16 protein-coding genes are annotated in these 16388 nt (G+C 61.5%); 4 read left to right on the forward strand and 12 right to left on the reverse strand.

Translation table 11 applies throughout. The annotated features are described in order from the left end of the window. Window positions 1-31: 31 nt before the first annotated feature. The 4 genes from purH to aroQ all read right to left on the reverse strand — a co-directional run bounded on the left by purH (window position 32) and on the right by aroQ (window position 4020). On the reverse strand, window positions 32-1612 hold the full coding sequence (gene purH, locus GOB87_RS05290) for a bifunctional phosphoribosylaminoimidazolecarboxamide formyltransferase/IMP cyclohydrolase (RefSeq protein WP_166313514.1): 1581 nt from the start codon (window positions 1610-1612) through the stop codon (window positions 32-34). A 160-nt stretch (window positions 1613-1772) separates the two neighbouring features. Further along, a complete protein-coding gene (gene accC / locus GOB87_RS05295) occupies window positions 1773-3116 on the reverse strand; it encodes an acetyl-CoA carboxylase biotin carboxylase subunit (protein ID WP_166313516.1) in 1344 nt (447 codons plus the stop codon). Next, window positions 3116-3568: an acetyl-CoA carboxylase biotin carboxyl carrier protein gene (locus tag GOB87_RS05300; RefSeq protein ID WP_166313518.1), complete on the reverse strand. Its 453-nt coding sequence runs from the start codon at window positions 3566-3568 to the stop codon at window positions 3116-3118. Before GOB87_RS05300 ends, accC begins: the two co-directional genes overlap by 1 nt. Further along, window positions 3565-4020 carry a type II 3-dehydroquinate dehydratase gene (aroQ, locus tag GOB87_RS05305; RefSeq protein ID WP_166313520.1) on the reverse strand — a complete coding sequence of 152 codons (456 nt, stop codon included), beginning with the start codon at window positions 4018-4020 and terminating at the stop codon, window positions 3565-3567. Before aroQ ends, GOB87_RS05300 begins: the two co-directional genes overlap by 4 nt. Window positions 4021-4229: 209 nt before the next feature. Between aroQ and GOB87_RS05310 the strand changes: the two genes are divergently transcribed. Then, window positions 4230-4712 (forward strand): septal ring lytic transglycosylase RlpA family protein, encoded by a 483-nt coding sequence (locus GOB87_RS05310; protein ID WP_242006180.1) that lies wholly within the window; start codon window positions 4230-4232, stop codon window positions 4710-4712. An 8-nt stretch (window positions 4713-4720) separates the two neighbouring features. Here GOB87_RS05310 and GOB87_RS05315 read toward each other — a convergent pair whose 3' ends face one another. Continuing rightward, window positions 4721-5713: a YihY/virulence factor BrkB family protein gene (locus GOB87_RS05315; RefSeq protein ID WP_166313524.1), complete on the reverse strand. Its 993-nt coding sequence runs from the start codon at window positions 5711-5713 to the stop codon at window positions 4721-4723. A 455-nt stretch (window positions 5714-6168) separates the two neighbouring features. Between GOB87_RS05315 and GOB87_RS05320 the strand changes: the two genes are divergently transcribed. From GOB87_RS05320 to GOB87_RS05330, 3 genes are all read left to right on the forward strand, one after another. Continuing rightward, the gene (locus GOB87_RS05320; protein ID WP_166313526.1) at window positions 6169-7299 is read left to right on the forward strand and encodes a type III PLP-dependent enzyme; all 1131 of its coding nucleotides are present in this window, start codon (window positions 6169-6171) and stop codon (window positions 7297-7299) included. An 84-nt stretch (window positions 7300-7383) separates the two neighbouring features. Continuing rightward, the gene (moaB, locus tag GOB87_RS05325; RefSeq protein WP_166313528.1) at window positions 7384-7914 is read left to right on the forward strand and encodes a molybdenum cofactor biosynthesis protein B; all 531 of its coding nucleotides are present in this window, start codon (window positions 7384-7386) and stop codon (window positions 7912-7914) included. 11 nt (window positions 7915-7925) lie between these two features. Beyond that, on the forward strand, window positions 7926-8504 hold the full coding sequence (locus GOB87_RS05330) for a DJ-1/PfpI family protein (RefSeq protein ID WP_166313530.1): 579 nt from the start codon (window positions 7926-7928) through the stop codon (window positions 8502-8504). A gap of 42 nt (window positions 8505-8546) precedes the next feature. Here the strand turns inward: GOB87_RS05330 and GOB87_RS05335 are convergent, their stop codons facing one another. The 7 genes from GOB87_RS05335 to GOB87_RS05365 all read right to left on the reverse strand — a co-directional run bounded on the left by GOB87_RS05335 (window position 8547) and on the right by GOB87_RS05365 (window position 16223). Then, the gene (locus tag GOB87_RS05335; RefSeq protein WP_166313532.1) at window positions 8547-9245 is read right to left on the reverse strand and encodes an SIMPL domain-containing protein; all 699 of its coding nucleotides are present in this window, start codon (window positions 9243-9245) and stop codon (window positions 8547-8549) included. Next, window positions 9242-9652, reverse strand: a complete 411-nt coding sequence (locus GOB87_RS05340; protein WP_166313534.1) for a hypothetical protein — start codon at window positions 9650-9652, stop codon at window positions 9242-9244. Before GOB87_RS05340 ends, GOB87_RS05335 begins: the two co-directional genes overlap by 4 nt. 13 nt (window positions 9653-9665) lie before the next feature. Continuing rightward, the gene (locus tag GOB87_RS05345; RefSeq protein WP_166313536.1) at window positions 9666-11201 is read right to left on the reverse strand and encodes a sensor histidine kinase; all 1536 of its coding nucleotides are present in this window, start codon (window positions 11199-11201) and stop codon (window positions 9666-9668) included. A gap of 16 nt (window positions 11202-11217) precedes the next feature. Beyond that, on the reverse strand, window positions 11218-11898 hold the full coding sequence (locus GOB87_RS05350; RefSeq protein WP_166313538.1) for a winged helix-turn-helix domain-containing protein: 681 nt from the start codon (window positions 11896-11898) through the stop codon (window positions 11218-11220). Between the two features lie 66 nt (window positions 11899-11964). Beyond that, window positions 11965-12702, reverse strand: coding sequence for an arginyltransferase (locus tag GOB87_RS05355; protein ID WP_166313540.1), 738 nt, complete (start codon window positions 12700-12702; stop codon window positions 11965-11967). Between the two features lie 110 nt (window positions 12703-12812). Then, the gene (gene hemB / locus GOB87_RS05360; RefSeq protein WP_166313542.1) at window positions 12813-13808 is read right to left on the reverse strand and encodes a porphobilinogen synthase; all 996 of its coding nucleotides are present in this window, start codon (window positions 13806-13808) and stop codon (window positions 12813-12815) included. A 243-nt stretch (window positions 13809-14051) separates the two neighbouring features. Continuing rightward, a complete protein-coding gene (locus GOB87_RS05365) occupies window positions 14052-16223 on the reverse strand; it encodes a hypothetical protein (protein ID WP_242006175.1) in 2172 nt (723 codons plus the stop codon). Window positions 16224-16388 lie beyond the last annotated feature (165 nt).

Genomic DNA, 16388 nt, shown 5'->3' on the forward strand with positions numbered 1-16388 from the left:
GCGCGTCGGGGCAAGTGGGTCTGTGTGCGGATCAGTGCCGGAAGTGGCGCATACCGGTGAAGACCATGGCGATTCCGGCCTTGTCGGCGGCGGCGATCACTTCATCGTCGCGGATGGAGCCTCCGGGCTGAATGACGGCGGTGGCACCGGCTTCGACCAGCGTTTCGAGACCGTCCGCAAAGGGGAAGAACGCATCGGAAGCGGCGACGCTGCCGCGCGTTAGAGGCTCGCTCTGACCGCAGGCACGAGCGGCCTCGGCGCTCTTGCTGACGGCGATGCGTGCGGAATCCACACGGCTCATCTGACCGGCGCCAATGCCCACCGTCGCGCCATCCTTGGCGTAGACGATGGCGTTGGATTTGACGTGCTTGGCCACCCGGAAGGCGAACATCAGGTCGCGCAATTCTGCTGGAGTGGGTGCGCGTTTGGTCACGACCTTGAGGGAGGATTCCTCGACGCGGCCATTATCTCGGGTCTGGGCGAGGAAACCACCGGCGAGTGAGCGCACGATCACCCCGCCTGCGGTCGGGTCAGGAAGTTCACCCGTGAGCAGAAGACGCAGATTTTTCTTGGCGGCGAGGACGGCCTTGGCGGCGTTGGTGGCGTCGGGTGCGACGATCACTTCCGTAAAAATGGTCGCGATCTTTTTCGCCGTTTCCTCGTCCAGTGTGCCGTTCAGGGCCACGATGCCTCCGAAAGCCGAGACCGGATCGCAGCGCAAAGCGTGATCCCAAGCCGAGGAAAGGCTGTTGGCTGTCGCCACGCCGCAAGGGTTGGCGTGTTTGACGATGACGACAGCCGGATCGGTGAATTCCGCCACCGCCTCGAACGCGGCGTCCGTGTCGTTGAGGTTGTTGTAGGAAAGAGCCTTGCCCTGAATCTGACGCGCAGTGGCCACGCCGGGACGGGTACTGCCATCGGTGTAGAAGGCGGCCTTCTGGTGCGGGTTCTCGCCATAACGCAGCTCTTCGCGGCGCTGACCGGCGAGCGTGAAGCGCTCGGGAAGCAGATCGCCACGTTTCTGGGCGAACCATGTTGCAATCGCGGCATCGTAGGCTGCCGTGCGGGCATAGGCAGCACCTGCCAGTGCGCGGCGAGCTTCCAGAGTGGTGCCTCCTGCCTTCAAGGCGTCGATGACGCTGTCATATTGCGCCGGGTCCGTCAGGATCGTGACGTGGGGATGATTTTTGGCAGCGGCGCGGATCAGCGCCGGTCCGCCGATGTCGATGTTCTCGATACAATCCTCGTCACCCGCGCCGGAGGCGACTGTGGCTTCAAACGGGTAGAGATTGACCGCTACCAGATCAATGGGCGCGATCTTGTGCTCTTCCATCTGGGCAACATGCGCGGGGAGATCACGGCGTCCAAGGATGCCACCATGGATATGCGGCACCAATGTCTTGACGCGCCCATCGAGGATTTCGGGAAAGCCTGTGTGATCGGACACTTCCGTGACCGGCAGTCCGGCATCGCGCAAAGCCTTGGCTGAACCGCCTGTGGAGAGCAGTTCCGCGCCCTGAGCGACCAGCGCGCGACCGAGTTCGATCAGTCCGGTTTTGTCCGAGACGGAGAGAAGGGCGCGGCGCACGGGCTGCAGGGAGGGCTGGCTCATTGGGAAAGCTCTTTCGATACGCAGGGAATGTGACGGCGGTTGCGTGACCGGAGATCGCCGGAAGTGGCGGTCATCCGCCGCTCAATAGCGCTGCGGCGTCCTTGCGACAACAGCCGGAAAGAAGAAGGGCGCAGACCGTTCGATCCGCGCCCTCTGTGGCTCATGTGTTACGTGCGGTGAAGTTTTCTAGCCAATGGATGGTGTAGTCTCCTCGCTGGAATTCCGGATCGGCCAGAATGCGCCGGTGGAGCGGGATGACGGTCTTCACACCTTCGACCACGATTTCATCAAGTGCGCGCTGCATGCGGGCGATGGCCGCTGCACGGGTGGGAGCATGGACGATCAGTTTGGCGATCATGCTGTCGTAGAATGGCGGCACGCGGTAGCCCGAATACAGCGCGCTATCGACACGAACCCCGAGCCCACCCGGCGCATGGAACACGTCCACGGTGCCGGGGCAGGGGATGAAGGTGTCCGGGTCTTCCGCGTTGATACGGCATTCGATCGCGTGACCGGAGAAGGTGATGTCGGACTGGCCGTAACCCAGTTTCTCGCCGGCAGCGATTCGGATCTGCTCGCGCACGAGATCCACGTCGCTCACCATTTCCGTGACGGGGTGTTCCACCTGAAGACGGGTGTTCATCTCAATGAAGCAGAATTGACCGTCCTGATAAAGGAACTCCAGCGTGCCCGCGTTGCGGTAGCCCATTTTGGAGAGGGCCGCTGTGGCTGTCGCACCGATGGCGTCGCGTTCCTCGACGGAGAGAACGGGCGAGCCTGCTTCTTCCAGCAGCTTCTGGTGGCGGCGTTGGAGCGAGCAGTCACGTTCACCGAAATGCACGACATTGCCGTACATGTCGCCGAGAATCTGAAGCTCGATATGACGCGGGCGATCGAGATATTTTTCCAGATAGACCGCGTCGTTACCGAAAGCCGCCAGCGCTTCCGTGCGGGCAACGCTCCACGCTTCCGCCAGTTCGCCCTCGCTATGGGCCACCTTCATGCCGCGACCACCGCCACCGGCGGCGGCCTTGATGAGCACGGGATACCCCACACGAGCCGCGACTTCGCGGGCCTCATCGATATTGGCGAGTTCTCCGTCCGATCCGGGAACCAGCGGCACGCCAAGAGCCTCCATCGTGGTCTTGGCCGTAATCTTGTCGCCCATGGTGCGGATGTGTTCCGCGGTTGGGCCGATGAAGGCCAGACCGTGCGCTTCCACCGTCTCGGCGAAATCCGCGTTTTCGGAGAGGAAGCCATAGCCCGGATGGATGGCTTCCGCGCCGGTGATGGTGGCGGCGGAGAGGATCGCGGCCACGTTAAGATAGGACTCGCGGGCTGCGGGCGGGCCGATGCATACGGCCTCGTCCGCGAGGCGCACATGCATGGCGTCCGCGTCGGCCGTGGAGTGCACGGCGACGGTGCGGATGCCCATTTCACGGCAGGCGCGGAGCACCCGCAGGGCGATTTCGCCGCGATTGGCGATGAGGATCTTGGAAAACATCACTCAACAATGACGAGAGGTTGACCGAACTCGACCGGATCGCCGGAGGCCACGAGAATCTGCTTCACGGTGCCGGCTTTGGGCGCTTTGATCTGGTTGAAGGTCTTCATTGCCTCGATCAGCATCAGGGTCTGACCGGCAGTCACGCTCTGGCCTTCCGTTACGAACGGCGGAGACGATGGATCGGGTGCCAGATAGGCCACACCGACCATCGGACTGTTCACGGCGCCGGGGTGGCGCGACAGGTCCGCAGGTGCGGCCGCCACGGGCGGGGTTGCAACAGGGGCTGCGACTACAGCCTGCGGAGCGGGTGCTACGGCGGCGGTGGAGACGGCCCGCACGACGCGGATACGGCTGTCCTTCTCGGCGATTTCGATCTCGGTCAGACCGGTGTCCGTCAGGATGTCGGCGAGTGCCCGTATGGCATCTGCGTCTACGAGCAGTCGGCTCATTGCGTGTCCTCGTTGAGAATGATGTCGGCCATGGCCTGAAGTGCGAGGGCATAGCCCTGCACACCCAGACCGCAGATCACGCCGAGCGCGCCCTTCGACACATAAGAGTGGTGTCGGAACGACTCGCGGCGATGAATGTTGGAGATATGCACTTCGATCACGGGCAGATCGACGGCCAGCAGGGCATCGAGCAGCGCGATGGAGGTGTGGGAATAGCCGGCGGGATTGATGATGATGCCCTGCGCCCGGCCTCGGCATTCCTGCACCCAGGAAATCAGTTCACCCTCACCGTTGGTCTGGCGGAAGTCGATGCCGACTTCCAGCTTCTCGGCCACCTGCGCGCACAACTGCTCGACATCGTCGAGCGTCGTTGTGCCGTAGACTTCCGGTTGGCGCAGACCGAGCATGTTGAGGTTGGGGCCGTTGAGAACGGCAATCAGCGGAAGATCCATGATGGCGGGCCGTTAGCACGACCGGAGGATGGCTCCAAGTGTCGTGTGATGAAATGATGTCAGTCGTGCAAGGTGTTACGGAGTGTTTCTGTCCGTTATTTGCCTTTTGTTTGCCATGATCGTCTAATGAATGGGACTGTAAACAGCAGTGGGATGAACGGGTGAGCTTTTTGCGAAGAATGTGGGTTTCAGGATTCGCTGTGGCTGCCATGCTGGGATGCGGTGGTGCCGCCGTCGAGGCACAGGCTGCTGAAACCAGCACGATGGATACTTCCTCCACGCTTTCTTCGCATACATCATGGGCGGCATCCGTTCGCGCAGCACTTACCCGGCGGGCCGAAGGTGTCGCCACCATGACCCGGCGTGTTCAGCATGGGATGGCCAGTTGGTACGGCGGGCGATTCGCGCATCGGCGCACAGCATCGGGCAACCGTTTCGATCCCACAGAGCTTACGGCCGCCCATCCGTCGGCACCTCTTGGTTCACGACTGCTGGTTCGGTCGGAAGATACGGGACGAGCGGTTGTCGTGACGGTGCGGGACCGTGGGCCTTATTCGCATGGCCGCATCATCGATCTTTCCCATGCCGCGGCGGAGCAACTTGGCATGCTGCACAGTGGGGTCGCGCATGTGAGCGTGCATCCTTTGACGGAAAGTGAGGCCGTCGAAGTGGCTGAGGCGCCGGAGCGCTGAAGCGCGCTTCAGACGTGCAGGATTTCTCGTTTGACGCCTTTGGCTAGAGCTTCGATTTCCGCGTTGAATTCCGCTCCCAGTAATACCACCCACGCGCTGACGAAAAACCACATCATGATGGCGACGACCGCTCCCAGAGGGCCGTAGGTCGAGCCGTAGCTCGCGATGTTGGCGACATAATACGAAAAACCCGACGCTGCGGCGAGCCAGATGACCGTGGCGGTGATCGCACCCGGCACGACCCACCGCCATTCGGTGTGGTGGCCGCACGGGCCGAAGCGGTAGAGAATCATATAAGCGAAGACCATCAGCACCGACATGATGCTGAGGCCGGCCATGCGGATGGCCAACTCCATTGACCCCGGCGGCGGTTCCACATGCAGCAGGATCGGGAGATAGGCAAACAGGATCGGCACGGCGACCATGAACGCAAGTCCGAGGCACGCTTCCAGCGTGGCGGCCAAGGTCAGTGTCATCGCAAGTGCCTGAAACTTCACGAAATTACGGGTCTCGGTCTTTCCGTAGGCAATGTTGAGCGCCGAGAGAATGGATTTGATGCTCGCAGAAGCTGACCACAAGGCAATCGTTGTGGCGATGGCCAGATTGAAGGTCAGGGAGCTGTGGGAGACAGAGACAAGCTGCTGCACCCGTTCCTGAATGATGGTGTAGGCCGCGGGCGGCAGAAGGTTGCGCAACGTTTCCAGTTGCGGACCGACGCTCTGCACATCGAACGCCAGACCATAGATCGAGATCAATGTGCTGATGGCGGGGAAAAGCGCCAGCGTGGCGTAGAACGCGCAGCCAGCGGCCACCAGTGTCGTCGGTCCCGCGATGAGGGCCCCGATTGTGGAGCGACATACAGCCCGCCAGTCAGCTGCTGTGAGCTGCTGGGGAGAGGTCAGGCGACGCTCAGTCGCGTTTTTGGAAACGTCGGCATGCTTGCCATTCTCCATATTGAGAGTGGGGGGCGTGGTGGGGGCGTTTGACAAGGATGAGCTCATCTCGGTCGGAACCTCGGGAACGATGGGTGCGTCTCGGGGGAACCTGACGCCGGACGGGCCATGAGGAATTTCGGCCACAAATTGCACAAGCTGGGCGTAATGCCGGAGCATCAGGCCCTCTCGCTGTCCGGGAAAGGGACAGGGCAGGAGCGCGGTCTTGACCGCGTGATGGAGTGATAATGCACCGTCCTTAAAGGAAAGTGGTTCTGCAATTCCACTCTTTTCGGTGCGATGAAAGTTTTCTGTTGCGTGAGTGTGTCTTCAGGAGCATAAGCGGCTCCCTACGCAGCAACGCACGTGCCACTGGCCCACTGAGGTTACGCAACGACGTCAAGCGTTCTGGCAACTGGGATCCCATGCGGGATTCAGTCTTGGTCGCTGGTCCGTTAGACCGTTTCGCAACACAGCCTGCCATGGCTTTTCCTTTCTGGCAGGCGCAGAAGGTTTCAAGTGCGATGACTCCCAAAATCTCGCAGTTCCTCGCGGAGAAGCAGCCGGCTACACCCTGTCTTGTGGTGGATGTCGATGCTGTCGAAGAGCGGTATCGCGCGCTTCAGGCCGCTCTGCCGCTTGCCCGTATCTATTACGCCGTAAAGGCGAATCCTGCCCGTCCGATTCTGGATCGGCTCGTGTCGCTCGGCTCTTCATTTGACGCAGCGTCATGGGAAGAGATCGAAATGTGCCTTGATGCCGGTGCGCGCGGCGAAGACATTTCGTTCGGCAATACCGTCAAGAAAGTATCCGCTATCCGTTGCGCGTGGGAGGCGGGCGTGCGTCTGTTCGTCTTCGACTCTGAGGAAGAGCTGGACAAGATCGCCCGTCATGCGCCGGGTTCGCGAGTGTATTGCCGCCTTCTGGTGGACAATTATGGCGCGGAATGGCCGCTGTCGCGCAAATTTGGCACCACGGTGGAAAGCGCGCGCGAACTGATGCTGCGTGCCCGTGATCTGGGTCTCGATCCCTACGGTCTGTCTTTTCATGTCGGCAGTCAGCAGATCGAGACGGACAGCTACGAGATGGCGATCAGCCGGGTGGCAGCGCTTGTGAGCGATCTGTCCGCGGCAGGGCTGGACCTGCGCATGGTCAATCTGGGTGGCGGTTTTCCCATTCGCTACCGTGAAGACGTGCCGGATATCGACACGTTCGGAGAGGCCATTTCGGTAGCGATGCGTAAGCATTTCGGCAACGCTTTGCCGGAGATGCTGGTCGAGCCGGGACGTTTCATCGCCGGTGCGGCAGGCGTCGTGTCGGCTGAAGTCGTGTTGGTGAGCAAGCGTGGCCGCGAGGACGGTCCGCGCTGGGTCTATCTCGACATCGGGCGTTTCGGCGGCCTTGCCGAGACGGAGGGCGAGGCCATCCGTTATGCCATCCGCACGGCGCGCGATGGGGAAGAGACGGGCCCGGTGGCGCTGGCTGGCCCTACCTGCGATGGCGCGGACATTCTCTATGAGCGTTCGCCCTACGCGTTGCCTCTGTCACTGGAATCCGGCGATCGTATCGAACTGCTCAATGCAGGCGCATATGTCTCAACCTATTGCTCGACCCGCTTCAATGGGTTCGCGCCACTGGCCGAGCATTACATCTGAAACGAAATGTCCCCTCCGGTATGGGAGGGGACATGTGCGGGATGGTGGCTTTTCGATCGCCGAAGGTCGGAATATGCTGCTCCTATGACACGCATCGATACCTCTCGCCCTTTTCTGCCGGTCCGCATCGCCGTGATGACGGTTTCGGACACGCGCACTCTCGAAACCGACACATCGGGACAGGCGTTGGTCGAGCGTATCGAAGGGGTCGGGCATGTCGTCGCTGCGCGAGCCATCGAGCGCGATGATGTCGAGGGCATCACGACGCGGTTGCTCGACTGGATTGCCGATCCTGAAATCGATGTGGTCATCACGAACGGCGGGACGGGTGTGACTGGACGCGACGTGACGCCGGAAGCGTTTGAGAAGGTGATCGAGAAGCGCATCGAAGGCTTCGGTGAACTGTTTCGGATGCTGTCGTACCAGAAGATCGGCACGTCCACGATTCAGTCACGGGCACTGGCAGGTGTGGCGGGCGGCACATATCTCTTCGCGCTGCCCGGCTCGACAGGGGCCGTGAAGGATGGATGGGACGATATTCTCGTGTTCCAGCTCGATAACCGTCATCGTCCTTGCAACTTCGTAGAACTGATGCCGCGCCTGAAAGAACGATAAGGAGACCCACCATGGCCGACGAGATCAAGCTGCTGATGCTGGCGGGCGATTATGTCGAAGATTACGAGATCATGGTGCCGTATCAGGCGCTGACCATGGTGGGTTACACCGTCGATGTGGTTTCACCGGGAAAAAAGAAGGGTGAGACGGTCATCACGGCTATTCATGATTTCGAGGGCGCCCAGACATACAGCGAGAAGCCGGGTCATCATTTTGCCCTGACAGCGAATTTCGATGGTCTGAATCTGGACGATTACATCGGTCTGGTCGTGCCGGGTGGCCGCATGCCGGAATATCTGCGCCTCGATTCCAAGGTGCTTGAGATCGTGAAGGCGTTTTCCGACCGCCCGATTGCCTGCATCTGCCACGGTATTCAGATTTTGACGGCGGCCGGGTTGGTGAAGGGCCGCAAGGTCTCTGCCTATCCGGCGTGCCGTCCGGAGGTGGAGATGGCCGGCGGCACCTATATGGACATTCCGGTGACGGAGGCCGTGACGGACGACCAACTGGTCACCGCGCCAGCTTGGCCTGCCCATCCCGCATGGCTGGCGCAGTTTTTGAAGGTTCTGGGCGCCAGCGTTTCGCCCTGATCTGGAAAAGGCGTGACACGGTGAAGTGTCACGCCTTCTTCTTCAATGGCCGAGGATCACGCTTGCGTGGACATTGGCGCTGACCGTCTGCTCTTCCGGTGTGGCCTCGGGGCTGGCCGCCGCCATGCGCGCCATCATCACCATCGGGCGGTAGACCATCGGTTCGTTGACGGACAGTTCGGCGAAGGACACCACCTTCAGCCCCAGATTCCCAGCCACGTCATTGGCGCGTTGACGCATATCGTCCAGCGCCTTCTTCTCGGCCTGACGTTGCAGGTCGCGGGTGTGTTCGGGTGAGAGCGTCCAGTTCACGCCTTCCAGAACCAGTCCCATGCCTTGGAGCTTGCCTGTGACATCGAGCAGGGTGGCCAGATCTTTGCCCTGAATGCGAAGTGTTTGCCGGGCCACCCAGCTTGTCGCGTTGTTGTTGGGATGCCGCTCACGCGACGTATTGTAGGAAGCGGCGTGAACATCGAGCGCCGGTGTCTTGCGGACCAGTTCGATTGCCTGATGCACCCGTTGGTTTACCCGCGTCTGGGCTGCGGCAGCGCTGGCGTTTTCTTCTTCCACAACCATAATGGCCGTTGCCTGATCGGGCTGGGCTTCGACCGAGCCTGTGCCGCTTACGTCCAGCTTTGTGGTGGAGGCGTCACGATCCGCCTGTTGCGCGAGAGCGGGCAGCGGCGCGCTGGCAGCGAGCATCGCAAGCAAGCCGCACAGACGCGAATGTATGATTTTCATGGATGATTTCGGCCTTTGAGAATGGCAAGGGCTTCACGCAACCGGGACACGCCCAGCCGGATGTGACCCTCGCTGCACAGGGTCTGCCCTTCTTCCCTCAGCGTGCCGACAGACCGATGCTGACCGTCGTCATGCGCTTCGATTGCCCGGACAAGGCGCCGACAGTAGTCACGGCTGTCGGAGGTGACAACCAGCGAGTGATCGGCCTTTGAAGCCTCTGCCCCTGTGGCCTCCGGCACCTCGACGGAAACGGTCTGGGCACGCAGAGTCCCCCTCAGGCCCGTCGGTTCCCGCGAGAAGAGCTGCCGGGCCGATGTTGCATCATCCTGAGCATGGGCCGCGGCGGCGGCACCGCAAAGTCCGATGGCAAGGATCGGCAGCACGACCGGGAGGGGCATGTGTCTCATGATTTATATCATATCAGGTTTCTTTGTCGTGAGCATGAGATGTGGGTGAATCCTGCGTCATGTCAGCCACCTCGTTTTTGCTGGCTTCTTGGGGAAGCGGCAGAGTCATGCGTACGGACAGGCCCGGTTCGCGCCGAATGTAGCGCAGCGTGCCACCATGCAACTGCACGATGGCCTGCACCAGCGAGAGACCGAGGCCGGAACCGGGCGTATTGCGTGCCGCATTGGCCCGGAAGAAGCGTTCGGACGCGCGTTCGATGTCCGCTTCACTCATGCCAATTCCTTCATCGCTCACGGTGATGGTCGCGACGCGCGCATCGGGACGGTCTTCATGGAGGAGATCCGGTCCGGTCGCGATGGCGATGGTCACCTCTCCTCCCTGAGGGGAAAACTTGAGGGCGTTGTCGATCAGGTTCGAAACCGCCTGCTGGATCATCGAGCGGTCTCCGTAGAATTTCACCTGCTCGGGCAGGCGGGGCACCAGACGGATGTCCTGCTCGTCCGCCAGGGGTTCATACAACTCCACGATGTCTTGCAGGACAGGCACGAGATCGAAGGTGGCGAAGGCGGAACGTCGCGCGCCGGCCTCGATCTGGGCGATGCGCAGGAGCGCCTCGAAAACAGCGGTGATGTTGTCCAGATCGTTCACGCCTTCTTCGATGGCGGCGCGCAGCGTGCCTTCGTCATGAGCATGGAGAGCCGCGTATTCGAGTTGGGCGCGGGCGCGCGTGATGGGAGTGCGCAGATCGTGCGCGATGGCGTTGGAGACCTGCTTCACGCCGTCCATCAGCCGCGCGATGCGGTCGAGCATCTCGTTGATCGCCTCGCTCACCTCATCCAGTTCGTCGCCGCGTCCGGACAGGGGCATGCGGCGGTGCATGTCGCCGTGAGCGATGGCCGAGGTGGTGCGTGCGATGGAGGAGACCATGCGTCGAAACATCTTGCGCACCAGCAGTGCGCCGAGGAGTGCGAGCGCCGTGATGACGACCCATGCCCAGAGCAGTGTGTCGGTGAGCAGATGACGCAGGGCAGTACGGTCGCGCACGTCGCGCCCGACGAGGAGACGGTAGCCACGCGGGAGGTCAAAACCCTGCACTTCCGCAATGCCGCGCACACCGGCGCGGCGGATGGTGAGCTGGTACCACACATTGCTCATGGCGACGGCTTCGGGCCATGAGGGCAGATTGCCGGCGACGCGGACACCGTTGCGATCGACGAGCAGATAGAGCGCGTCATCGTCCACGTTGTCTTCCAGCCGGTCTTCGATGGTCAGCGCGAGGGCGGATAGGCCGCCATCGGTCCAGCGTTCGGACAGGGCGCGAGCATCGGCGGCGACGGAGGCTTCCACCTGTCGCTCAATCAGTTCGGCAGTGCCCCACCAGATGACGGACAGGAACAGAACGGCCGACACCCAGAAGAGCACGGCGTAGCCCAGCGCGAACCGCACCCCGGCTGAGCGCAGGCCGCCGATGTGATGGCGCAGGGCCGCAAGGGAGAAGCGGCGGCGCGAGCGCCTGTGCCCATCGGACGGTGGAGTCGGATCGGTCATCGGGCGCGGTGGCCGGTCAGTCGGCGCTCAGCATGTAACCGGCGTTGCGGACCGTGTGGATCATGGGCTTGTCGAACGGCTTGTCCACTTTCTGGCGCAGGCGCGAGACATGAACATCGATGACGTTGGTCTGCGGATCGAAATGGTAGTCCCATACGCCTTCGAGCAGCATCGTGCGCGTTACCACCTGTCCGGCGTGGCGCATCAGAAACTCCAGCAGGCGAAACTCGCGCGGCTGGAGGTCGATTTTCTGTCCCTCCCGCTTCACGGCGCGCGAGAGCAGGTCCATTTCCAGCCCACCCACTTCGAGCCGTGTCTGTGGTACCGTTTCGTTGCGGCTACGACGTCCGAGCGCTTCCACGCGGGCCAGCAGTTCGGAGAAGGCGAAGGGTTTGGTCAGGTAATCGTCACTGCCGGCTTTCAGTCCCGCCACGCGATCGTCCACGTCACCCAGCGCGGAGAGAACGAGCACGGGCGTGGCGTTGTGTTGGGCGCGAAGGGTTTCGAGAATACGCAGTCCGTCGATGCCGCCGGGCAGCATCCGGTCAAGAATGATGACGTCGAACTTCTCGCTTACGGCAAGAAAGAGACCATCCTTGCCGTTGTCGGCCTGTTCCACGAGATGGCCTGTCTCCGTGAGACCCTTGGCGACGAAGCTGCGAACGGTCGGGTCGTCCTCAACGAGAAGTATGCGCATGGTCGTGCCTCCGGGGCCGTAGGTTCACGGGCAGTAATGTCATTCTAGGGGCGCGAACAAATCCTGTCACGCAGGCGGTAGATCGCATGCGTCGAGATCGCGCCATACTCCACCGGCGAGGATTTCGGCGGGATGGAAGCCTGATTTGTAAGCCATCTTGGGGCTGCGCGCTATCCAGTAGCCCAGATAGACATAGGGCAGGCTAAGTGTGCGCGCATGTTCAACGAGCCACATGATGGAGAAACTGCCCAGCGAGCGGTTCGGCAGGTCGGGTTCATAGAAACTGTAGACGGCGGACAGGCCGTCACTCACCCGATCCACCAGCGAGGTGATGAGCAGTTCCCCGTGCGGATTGCGGAACTCGATCATGCAGGTGTCGATGGGGGTGTCCTCCACCATCGAGCGGTAATCGGCAAAACTCATGCTGGCCATGTCGCCTTCCGCGTGGCGCGTGGCCTGATAGCGCTGGAAGAGATCGAACTGTTCTGGGGTGGCACGGGGCGGCACCTCAAAGCCTTCGAGATCCACGTTCATGTTCCATGTGCGCCGCTGGGTGCGGGTGCGCTGGAAGCGCTCCACGGGCAGGCGGATGGGCACGCAGGCGTTGCATCCGCTGCACACGGGGGCATAGGCGATCATGTGGCTACGCCGGAAGCCAGCACGCGAGAGTCGGTCGTGCAGGGCTTCCGCGTTCGGGCCGGTGAGGTCGGTGACGACCTTGCGCTCCACTCTGTCCGGCAGATAGGGGCAGGGCAGAGGGGCCGTGGTGTAGAAAAACTGGGGGTGGCGGGATGAAAACGTCATCGTCTCGTAGCGCCTCCCTTCCTGCGGTTGGATGAGCGAGCCGACCGGGAAGAGAGATGATGCCGAAGAGGAAACGCCTCCGTCAACGAAGACGTTTCCTGTGGGGCGTGTCAGCCTTTTCTGAGGCGCTCGGCGGCTTCCACGGCGAAGTAGGTCAGGATGCCGTTCGCCCCCGCGCGCTTGAAGGCGAGCAGGCTTTCCATGACCGCGCGTTCATGGTCCAGCCAGCCATTGCGGATGGCGGCCATCAGCATCGCGTATTCGCCCGACACCTGATAGGCGAAGGTCGGCACGGCGAATGTTTCACGCACGCGCCAGATGATGTCGAGATAAGGCATGCCCGGCTTGACCATGACCATGTCCGCGCCTTCGAGCAGGTCGCTCTCGACTTCGCGCAGCGCCTCGTCCGAGTTGGCCGGATCCATCTGGTAGGTCTTTTTGTCGCCCTTGAGCAGACCGCCTGAGCCGAGTGCGTCACGGAAGGGGCCGTAGAAGGCGCTGGCGTATTTGGCGGCGTAGGACATGATGCGTGTGTTGACGAGGCCGTTCTCGTCCAGATCGCGCCGCATGGTCTCGATGCGTCCGTCCATCATGTCGGAAGGGGCGATGATGTCGATGCCGGCAGCCGCCTGATTGGTGGCCTGCCGGGTGAGGATCGCCACGGACTCGTCATTCACCACGTAACCGTCACGAATGATCCCGTCATGGCCGTGGCTTGTGTAGGGATCGAGCGCCACGTCTCCAATGAGTCCCATATCGGGGAACTCTTTCTTGAGCACGCGGGCGGCGCGGCACATCAGATTGTCGGGATTGAGAGCTTCGGTACCCTTTTCGTCACGCACCTCGGACGGGGTGACGGGAAAGATGGCCAACGCCGGAATGTCGAGCTTTGCGGCGGGTTCGACGTGAGCGGCGAGGCGATCGAGCGTGACGCGCTTCACGCCGGGCATCGACTCCACTTCGGTCACGTTGTTGGTGCCCTCCATGACGAAGATCGGCCAGATCAGGTCATCAGTGGTGAGCACATTCTCACCCACCAGCCTGCGCGTGGAGCGATCGAAGCGATTGCGACGCAGGCGGGTCAGCGGAAAACGACCGACGGTCATGAAGGCGGCTCCTGTAGCGCCGGGGTCTTGGCGGAGCGCCAGCGGGCCGCGGCATGGTTCGGGCTTCACCGTTTCCGGGAAGCTGTGCCGGGCGGGCAATGGCTCTGCGGAACGGCGGGTAGGCCACCTGTCCAAATGGGCAGGGTGCCTACGGGCGGGGTTTCCGCCCGTAGGTCGGCACTATGCGCCTTGTTGAAGTCTCTGCCAAATGAAGCGTCATATCCCGCAGACAAACTATTCCTGTCAGTGCAGGGCCGTTATTCCGAGTGCGTCGGTCCATGCCGTGCCGTTCCACCACACGGGAATGCCCTTGTGGGCAGAGGAACCGGCGGAGGCATAGCAGTCCGTGCAGTAAATCTGGGCGCCTGTGGCGCTCCCGGAGGTGGGCAGGGAGGCGTAGGTGGAGCTTAGATTGGTGATGGCGCCATTCATTTTGAGGCCACCGTCAACGGTAAGGGCGTCCTTGGTCAGGCCCGCCGCACCGAGGACGTGAGTGGTCCCGTCCGCGTTTCCATAGATATAGCCGCGAAGTGTGTCGTTAGGGTCCTCAAGCATAAGAGACTTGCCCGCATGCATCACGGCGTTATCGGTGAACTCTGGCGTCCCATAGATGTTTACGGCAAACCCACAGCCGTAATAACCGCACAGGGCAATCCCGTTGGGGAAACTGGCAGGATTGAACTCCATGTGTTCCTGCACTGTGCCATCCATGCTGAGTTGGTGGACATCGCCGTGACCATCCACCTGCACGCCAACGCTTGTGGTGATATCATTGTAATCGTTCTGGTTGCTGGTGTCGTCTTGATTGCGCGTGTTCCAGATCGTCACGCGCATGTTGTGGGAATAGGCGGGAGACGCCGCATCGGCATCCCAGCCGGGACGATTGGACTGTCCGAAGTCGGCCACGACTTTCTTCGAATCAGCGGCATAGTCAGGGCCACCATATCCCGCCGAGGAAAAGGAGCGGGAGCCGATATTCATCGAATACCATTCGCCTTCAAGCAGGATCATATTGGCGTTGCCTCCGGCAAGCGCCATGTCGAAGCTGTCTGCGGCGGGAGATGTGGTGCCACTGTAGGCGACGGTGATACCGTGCATGACGCCCGCTTCGCCCGTGGTGTCGTCATCCCATAGATCGTATTCGATCCCTTCACACGCGCGGAGCTGGTTGTTTATCTTGCCGGTCGGATCGTTGATGTCGCCGGGTGTGGCGTGTGGCGTAGGGCCGGGCATGTAACAGATGGTATTGGCGTCGAAGGCTTTGGTGTAGGCGCCGAACATGATGGCGGGATCACCAAAATCGGACCACACGGTGTCGATAGCTGGTGTCGTTCCGTCCATGGACGATGTTCCAGGGATCTCGTTGGTGGTGGAAGCGCCACTGATGTTGGCTTGGTCGAAAATACGCCAGCCATCGGTCGTTACGGTCTTTACGAGACCATTGTCGTCCATTGCGTAGCCAGTCAGCATGCCGACATAGGTGGCGTTCTTGTGAGAAGACGGGGCCACGCCAATCTCGTTGGTAATCATGCGGGTATGAGGGTGGCTTTTGATCCAGTCCGACCATGCCTGAGGCAACGGGTTGGCGAAGGTGGCCCCCCAACTGTAAAATACCGGAATATGAGTCTGGCCATCAGGCGCTGTGACGGCGCTGCCGGTGGCGGTGAAAATGGGCGAACTGGGGCCGGCGAAGGTATAACGGGCGACGACATCGTAGTTGTCATAGGTCGTTACGGCATCCGCTCCGCCCGGGCCGACACCCGCGATGGAGCCACGCATATTCTCGGACTGCAGAAAGACGCCTTCGACGATACCCATATTGCCTTCGCTGTAAGGCACGTTGTGAACAAAGAGCGGTACACCGTCGAATTCCTGCGATCCGCCGAGCCGTAGATGAGTGGGCGGCATGTAGTCATCGGTCTGGGCATTGCCCGATGAGTCATACCCCATTGTCCAAGGGTGATTAAAAGCGATTTTCGGATTGGCGTACTGCGTGCCGGTGCCGGAATTGACAGTCCATGTCTGGTCGGCGTTCCACCCGATGGTGGCGTAGTCGCTCGCGGTGGCGGTCGTCGTGGAGAGGGGAGAAGTCATGGCGCCGGTGGAATCCAGCACCGCCACGCCGCCTGACGTGCCGAGCAGCGAGGACTGGATGGCGCCGACGGCAAGCAGATAGGCGTTGTTGACCGAGGACGTGACCGAATTGATGGCGGTCGTGTTCGACTGGATTGCGCTCACCAACTGGGCAAGGGTTTCACCCGTGCCGGAAACCGTGGTGCTTCCGTCGATCTGATTGGTCTGGAACGAACTGCCGGCCTGAGCGGGCGCTGAGGTGAGGAGCAGGGCCGAGGTCAGCCCCATGGCGAGGAGACATCGGGTGGAAAAGCCACCCGTCACGCCGGTTCGGCCGGACATGCGTGAAAGAAAAAGGATCATTTCATCTCGTGCTGAAAAGGAATTGAAGGCAGGAATGAGAGTCGTGCGATCCGGTCCCGGGTGGGCCGGAATGGGGCGAAGAATACCTTGTCTCCACGCGGGCGATGGTGGCTGTGTCCGCATCAGGTGTGTGCCGGGATTTGG

It is taken from the genome of Acetobacter estunensis (assembly GCF_011516945.1).
Classification (GTDB): Bacteria; Pseudomonadota; Alphaproteobacteria; order Acetobacterales; family Acetobacteraceae; genus Acetobacter; species Acetobacter estunensis.

Bases quoted from the DNA above. Each gene is read 5' to 3' on its own strand.
- purH (WP_166313514.1), bottom strand. From the start codon at position 1,612: ATGAGCCAGCCCTCCCTGCAGCCCGTGCGCCGCGCCCTTCTCTCCGTC.
- accC (WP_166313516.1), bottom strand. From the start codon at position 3,116: ATGTTTTCCAAGATCCTCATCGCCAATCGCGGCGAAATCGCCCTGCGG.
- GOB87_RS05300 (WP_166313518.1), bottom strand. From the start codon at position 3,568: ATGAGCCGACTGCTCGTAGACGCAGATGCCATACGGGCACTCGCCGAC.
- aroQ (WP_166313520.1), bottom strand. From the start codon at position 4,020: ATGGATCTTCCGCTGATTGCCGTTCTCAACGGCCCCAACCTCAACATG.
- GOB87_RS05310 (WP_242006180.1), top strand. From the start codon at position 4,230: ATGCTGGGATGCGGTGGTGCCGCCGTCGAGGCACAGGCTGCTGAAACC.
- GOB87_RS05315 (WP_166313524.1), bottom strand. From the start codon at position 5,713: ATGAGCTCATCCTTGTCAAACGCCCCCACCACGCCCCCCACTCTCAAT.
- GOB87_RS05320 (WP_166313526.1), top strand. From the start codon at position 6,169: ATGACTCCCAAAATCTCGCAGTTCCTCGCGGAGAAGCAGCCGGCTACA.
- moaB (WP_166313528.1), top strand. From the start codon at position 7,384: ATGACACGCATCGATACCTCTCGCCCTTTTCTGCCGGTCCGCATCGCC.
- GOB87_RS05330 (WP_166313530.1), top strand. From the start codon at position 7,926: ATGGCCGACGAGATCAAGCTGCTGATGCTGGCGGGCGATTATGTCGAA.
- GOB87_RS05335 (WP_166313532.1), bottom strand. From the start codon at position 9,245: ATGAAAATCATACATTCGCGTCTGTGCGGCTTGCTTGCGATGCTCGCT.
- GOB87_RS05340 (WP_166313534.1), bottom strand. From the start codon at position 9,652: ATGAGACACATGCCCCTCCCGGTCGTGCTGCCGATCCTTGCCATCGGA.
- GOB87_RS05345 (WP_166313536.1), bottom strand. From the start codon at position 11,201: ATGACCGATCCGACTCCACCGTCCGATGGGCACAGGCGCTCGCGCCGC.
- GOB87_RS05350 (WP_166313538.1), bottom strand. From the start codon at position 11,898: ATGCGCATACTTCTCGTTGAGGACGACCCGACCGTTCGCAGCTTCGTC.
- GOB87_RS05355 (WP_166313540.1), bottom strand. From the start codon at position 12,702: ATGACGTTTTCATCCCGCCACCCCCAGTTTTTCTACACCACGGCCCCT.
- hemB (WP_166313542.1), bottom strand. From the start codon at position 13,808: ATGACCGTCGGTCGTTTTCCGCTGACCCGCCTGCGTCGCAATCGCTTC.
- GOB87_RS05365 (WP_242006175.1), bottom strand. From the start codon at position 16,223: ATGTCCGGCCGAACCGGCGTGACGGGTGGCTTTTCCACCCGATGTCTC.